Source organism: uncultured Neisseria sp. (genome assembly GCF_951230505.1).
Taxonomy (GTDB): Bacteria; Pseudomonadota; Gammaproteobacteria; order Burkholderiales; family Neisseriaceae; genus Neisseria.
The window spans coordinates 1-6,058 of sequence record NZ_CATNVN010000112.1 but is presented as its reverse complement, the minus strand read 5'-3'; the positions used below and the strand labels follow the sequence as shown (position 1 = coordinate 6,058).

Here is a 6,058-nt window from a genome sequence, read left to right as displayed (position 1 = left end):
ATTTTTTACAAGCGAATGGGCCGTCTGAAGATTTTGGAAGAGGTTAAGAAAGAGTGAAATTTTAAGAGTACGATGATTGAGGAAGGGAAAATTAAAAAATGACATGCACAGGCTAGTTGAATAGCTGGGCATGTCATTTGTTAGTAGTCTGAGAATTTCAGACGGCCTTTAAACTGCAGAGGATTTTTGAGCAAATTGCTTCCATTGAGCTAAAAGCTTTTTGAGAACGTCTTGCTGCTCATGTCCATGTTGGATGGCTTCTTGCAGCCAAAAACATGCATTATTGATGTCTTTCTCTACACCCAGGCCGTGGTAATACAGACAGGCAAGATTATATTGAGCCATTGTATCCCTTTGTTTGGCTGCCGCCTCAAACCATTTTGCCGCTTGGGCATAATCGACAGGTACGCCTTGTCCGCTGTAATACATCATGCCAAGATTGGTTTGTGATTTACTGTGCCCACGTTCTGCGGATTGATGGTATAGATCCAGTGCTTCAGCGTAATTCTGTGGGCGTTTTAAGCCATAGTGCGCTGCAAATGCCAGCTTGTACAGACGTTCAGCTTCCTGACGTTGGAGGGCGATTTCTTTCGTCAGCTCATAGTTTTGCTGGTTATTCAATGCGCTGTCAGACAGAAGTTTTTGGTAAGCGACAAGATTACCTAAATCAGCCGAGCGTTGATAATATTGACGCGCGGTGTCTGTATCAACTGCTCGTCCCAATCCGTAGCGATGGATATCGCCTAAAAGACGCAATCCTTCCGGGTCATTTTGATCTGCAGCCAATTTAGCATGCTGATAGGCCTTTTGAGGGTCTCGTTCGGTGTTTTTACCCAGAAGATAGATTTCGGCAAGTGCTACATGCGCATTGCTGTCACCTTGTTCGGCAGCTTTTTCAAACCATTCCAATGCTTCAGCAGGATTTGATGCGGCTAAGAGTTCTGCAAGAGAAGTTTGCGCTGGAACAATGTCGTAATCGGCGGCAATACGCAAATGTTCGATTGCTTTTTCAGGGTTTTGTGCAACACCTTGCCCTAATTTGTATTGAAGGCCGAGTTGCCAGTGTGCCGCAATAAATCCCTGTGCAGCGGATTGCTGATAAAGTTTATGGGAATATTCCAAATCAGGAGAGCTGGAATATTGGTAATGCTGGGCTAAGAAGTATTGTGCCTGAGGATTTTGTTGTTCGGCAGCTTTCAGTGCCCATTTGACTGCTTCTTGGTCATTGCCATTGTCTGCATATAAACGCATCAGGCGCAGTTGGGCAGGAGCCAATCCTTCTTCGGCAAGCTCTTGATAGGCTGCGATGAGCTTTTCTACTTCTATTCCATTATTTTCTTGTAATTGGAGAAGATTATAGCGGGCGTATGGATGACCAGCTCTTGCAGCTTGCTTTAAATATTCAACTGCAATTGCTAAATCTTGTGCATTTTCGTGGTGTTCGATCAGGCATCCTGCCAGCTGAAATGCAGCCTCAACATGCCCGGCTTCTGCTGCTTCGCAGAGCAATGGGATGGCTCGTGCAAAGTCAGGTGGGTCTTGAGTGATTAATTTTTCTGCTAGCAGAAAAGATTCTTCATATTGTTGAGCATTCATCGGTTTGCTTTTATATTTTGTGAAGGATTAAGAATAAAATAATCGGCCGACAGGGTGCGGCCGTTATGATTTTGTAATTTTGAGGTTATTTACAAAAACAGGCAACCGTATTTGTATTTTTATACTTAGAATAATGGAATAATTTGTTTTATGCTGCATAAATACAACAGAGGCATGTGATAAAGTGGGTTGAAAAAATACTTCTGCTGTTTATTCAGTTTAAATTATTCATCGTCAGGTTTTTTACGCCACAAAACAAGTAATTTACCAATATGTTGTACCAATTGGGCACCCAGTGTTTCACACAGGGCATCACAAATTTCAATACGTTCAGCACGATCATCACCAAAAACACGGACTTTAATCAATTCGTGTGCTGTTAATGCGGCATCGGTTTCTTTGATGACTGAGTCGGTCAAGCCTTGTTGGCCAACCATAACGACAGGGTGGAGGTGATGTGCTTGGGCTTTCAAGGCCAAAATTTCTTTGGTGCTTAATTTGTTGTCGCTCATATCAATAAGTATCCAATTAAAAAGAATAATGGCTATATTGTACGCGATTTAGAACATTTACGGGGGAAATAACGTACAATGCTGATTTTAACTTAAGCATTTCAAATCAAGATGGCTGTACGCTCAAAATCTTCAAAAGCATGGCTGCATGAGCATGTCAACGATCATTATGTCCATATGGCACAAAAGGACGGATATCGTGCCAGAGCGGCTTATAAATTATTGGAAATTAATCAGAAAGATAAATTAATCAAGCCAGGTACGGTGTTGGCGGATTTGGGCAGTGCGCCGGGAAGTTGGTCACAGGTAGCGGCAAAACTGGTCGGTAAAACTGGGGCGGTGTTTGCTTTGGATATTTTACCGATGGATGAGATTGATGGTGTGTCGTTTATTCAGGGTGATTTTAGGGAAGATGCTGTTTTGGAGCAGTTTGAAGCTTTGTTGGATAATCGTCCGTTAGACCTTGTAATCTGTGATATGGCACCCAATATGTCAGGCAATGCCGTAACCGACCAGGCACGCAGTTTTTATTTGTGTGAACTGGCTTTGGATTTTGCCTCCCAGCATTTGAAAACCGGAGGCAGTTTTTTAGTGAAGGTGTTTCAAGGCGCGGGTTATCAAGAGTATGCGGCGGCTATGCGTGAAATTTTTGCCAGTGTACAAACTCGAAAGCCGGATGCTTCCCGCAATCGTTCCAGTGAGATTTACCTATTAGGTAAAAATAAACGCTGACAATGTAGGGTGGGTGCTTTAAAATTCTTTCCCTTGATTTTATTTATTTTGTAACCATGGAGCCTGTTCAGTGGGGAATACCATTAAAAACATATTAGTCTGGGTAGTGGGTGGTGCTATGCTTTTAGCAGCATTCAATGCGCTCAGCGATAAGCAGGAAGATAAACAGCAAATCGAATATTCTCAATTTATTCAGCAAGTTAATAGTGGCGAAGTATCCAATGTCAATATTGAAGGATCTGTTGTCAGCGGCTATCTGATTAAAGGTGAGCGCACCGATAAAACTGCCTTCTATACCAATGCGCCTTTGGATGACAACTTGGTTAAAACACTGTTGGACAACAAAGTACGCGTCAAAGTGACTCCGGAAGAAAAACCAAGCATGCTGGCCAGTCTGTTTTACAGTCTGCTGCCTGTTTTGTTGTTGATCGGTGCATGGTTCTACTTCATGCGCATGCAAAGCGGCGGTGGAGGTAAAGGCGGCGCATTCTCTTTTGGCAAGAGTCGTGCACGTTTGTTGGACAAAGATTCCAATAAAGTTACTTTTGCCGATGTTGCCGGTTGTGATGAGGCAAAAGAAGAAGTACAAGAAATCGTGGATTACCTGAAATCGCCTAACCGCTATCAAAGCCTGGGTGGTCGTGTACCGCGCGGTATTTTGCTGGCCGGTAGCCCTGGTACGGGTAAAACATTGCTGGCTAAAGCGATTGCTGGTGAGGCCGGTGTGCCATTCTTCAGTATTTCAGGTTCTGACTTCGTAGAAATGTTTGTCGGTGTCGGTGCGAGCCGTGTCCGCGATATGTTCGAGCAGGCTAAGAAAAATGCGCCATGTATCATCTTTATCGATGAAATTGATGCAGTCGGCCGTCAGCGCGGTGCCGGTTTGGGCGGTGGCAATGATGAGCGTGAGCAAACATTAAACCAATTGTTGGTTGAAATGGATGGTTTTGAAAGTAACCAAACCGTTATTGTGATCGCAGCAACCAACCGTCCTGATGTACTTGACCCAGCGTTGCAGCGTCCGGGCCGTTTTGACCGTCAAGTCGTTGTTCCATTGCCTGATATCCGTGGCCGTGAGCAAATCTTGAAAGTACACGCTAAAAAAGTACCTTTGGATGCATCCGTAGATTTGACTTCTTTAGCACGCGGTACCCCTGGTTTTTCAGGTGCGGATTTGGCAAACTTGGTCAATGAAGCTGCTTTGTTTGCCGGTCGTCGTAATAAAGTTAAAGTCGATCAAAGCGACTTTGAAGATGCGAAAGACAAAATCTACATGGGTCCGGAGCGTCGCAGCATGGTGATGCACGAAGATGAAAAACGTGCGACAGCCTATCATGAGGCCGGTCATGCAATCGTAGCGGAAAGCCTGCCGTTTACCGATCCGGTTCACAAAGTAACGATTATGCCTCGTGGCCGTGCATTGGGTTTGACTTGGCAACTGCCTGAGCGTGACCGCATCAGTATGTACAAAGACCAAATGCTGAGCCAGCTCTCAATCTTGTTTGGTGGCCGTATTGCTGAAGATATTTTTATTGGCCGTATTTCTACCGGCGCATCTAACGACTTCGAGCGTGCAACTCAAATGGCACGCGAGATGGTAACGCGTTATGGTATGAGCGACAAAATGGGTGTGATGGTTTATGCTGAGAACGAAGGTGAAGTATTCTTGGGTCGCAGCGTAACCCGTTCTCAAAATATTTCCGAGAAAACCCAACAAGATATCGATGCGGAAATCCGCCGTATTTTGGATGAGCAATACCAAGTGGCTTACAAAATCTTGGATGAAAATCGCGATAAGATGGAAACCATGTGCAAGGCACTGATGGATTGGGAAACCATCGATCGAGACCAAGTTTTGGAAATTATGGCAGGTAAACAGCCTAGTCCGCCTAAGGATTACAGCCACAATGTCCGCGATGACAAAGTAGAAGAGCCTGAAGCACCTGTTGCTGAAGCTGCTGAACCTGTTGAGCAAAATGAGGTTCAGAATACTGAGCCAGCAGAAGCAGACAAAACAGATAAATCTGTATAAGGTTTGAAACAGAAAACGGTAGCTTTTAAGCTACCGTTTTTATTTTGAAGATAAGCTAAAGGTCTCAGGCCGTCTGAAAATTTTCAGACGGCCTAATTTTATTTGGTTAATTACAAAACAGCCAAAGCCGCTTCGTAGTCAGGCTCATTTGCAATTTCAGAAACCAACTCAGCGTGGAGAACTTGGTTTTGCTCGTTCAAAACCACCACTGTGCGGGCAGTCAGGCCGCGTAATGGGCTTTCTGTCAGTGTAACACCGTAATCGTTAGAAAAGCTGCTGCGGAATGTAGAAAGTGTCACTACATTTTCCAAACCTTCTGCACCACAGAAACGGGCTTGTGCAAACGGTAAATCGGCAGAAATGCACAAGACTACGGTATTGTTCAAAGACGAGGCACGTTTGTTGAAAGTGCGGACGGACTGGGCGCATACGCCGGTGTCAATGCTAGGGAAAATATTCAGCACTTTGCGTTTGCCTGCAAAGTCAGCCAATGATTTCTCAGATAGGTCTGCTGCTACCAATGTGAAATCAGGTGCAACTTGGCCGATGGCAGGCAAATTGCCGTTTGTAGAAATAGGAGAGCCTTGGAAAGTAACTTGAGCCATGATTCAGTCCTTGTGTCAGGGAAAAATAGGATGGTCTGGGGTTTAGTAATGACGGCGACGGAAATAGAACATGCCTTCGCTATCAATTTCTAAAATATAGCGGCCGTTTTGTACAGCGGCATAACCGCTTTTTCCTTCAGTATAAGGTTGCAAAGCAGCGTGAGAAATCAGATAGTCGGTCAGTTTGCTACCGTCTTGGGCAATATTGTCTACCATTTTTGCAAAGACAGTGTGACAGATGCCGTTGGCTGACCAGCCGACTGAAACACCTTTTTCATTTTTCTCCATACATTGGCCGCTGATGACTTCTAAGTCGGTAGGGTGCTTGCCAATCAGATTGATGACGCCGCCCTCTATGCCGTTAATCGGATAGGTGCGTTGTTTCTTACCTTCTTTGGTTTCGCCTTCTTGAGCTGTACTCAAATCCAAACCAGCTATGGCTTGTTCATCGATGTATTTGACTTTAAAGGTAGGTTTGGGGGCCTTGCCTGAAGCAGCATCATTGGCCGCAGCATCTTCAGATTTGCCGCCGCAGGCAGCCAATGAAAGGCTGAGCAAGATAAGGGGGAAGGTTTTTTTCA

At 44.8% G+C, this 6,058-nt stretch carries 6 protein-coding genes; 2 read left to right on the top strand and 4 right to left on the bottom strand.

From position 1 onward, the window contains the following. Positions 1-168: 168 nt before the first annotated feature. Together Q1M25_RS07430 and yhbY are read right to left on the bottom strand one after the other, a co-directional pair. Entirely contained in the window at positions 169-1,596 is a 1,428-nt protein-coding gene (locus Q1M25_RS07430; protein ID WP_300483481.1) for a tetratricopeptide repeat protein, read from the bottom strand. A gap of 224 nt (positions 1,597-1,820) precedes the next feature. Continuing rightward, positions 1,821-2,108: a ribosome assembly RNA-binding protein YhbY gene (yhbY, locus tag Q1M25_RS07425; RefSeq protein WP_070631077.1), complete on the bottom strand. Its 288-nt coding sequence runs from the start codon at positions 2,106-2,108 to the stop codon at positions 1,821-1,823. A gap of 111 nt (positions 2,109-2,219) precedes the next feature. On the opposite strand from yhbY, the gene Q1M25_RS07420 reads away from it, so the two are divergent. Then, positions 2,220-2,840 carry an RlmE family RNA methyltransferase gene (locus Q1M25_RS07420; protein ID WP_107867397.1) on the top strand — a complete coding sequence of 207 codons (621 nt, stop codon included), beginning with the start codon at positions 2,220-2,222 and terminating at the stop codon, positions 2,838-2,840. Positions 2,841-2,910: 70 nt separating this feature from the next. Beyond that, positions 2,911-4,872, top strand: coding sequence for an ATP-dependent zinc metalloprotease FtsH (ftsH, locus tag Q1M25_RS07415; protein WP_107867396.1), 1,962 nt, complete (start codon positions 2,911-2,913; stop codon positions 4,870-4,872). Positions 4,873-4,982: 110 nt separating this feature from the next. On the opposite strand, the gene tpx is transcribed toward ftsH, so the two are convergent. Next, the gene (tpx, locus tag Q1M25_RS07410) at positions 4,983-5,477 is read right to left on the bottom strand and encodes a thiol peroxidase (protein WP_300483472.1); all 495 of its coding nucleotides are present in this window, start codon (positions 5,475-5,477) and stop codon (positions 4,983-4,985) included. 42 nt (positions 5,478-5,519) lie between these two features. After that, positions 5,520-6,058: hypothetical protein (locus Q1M25_RS07405; protein WP_300483469.1), on the bottom strand; the 539-nt coding region annotated here is incomplete at its 5' end.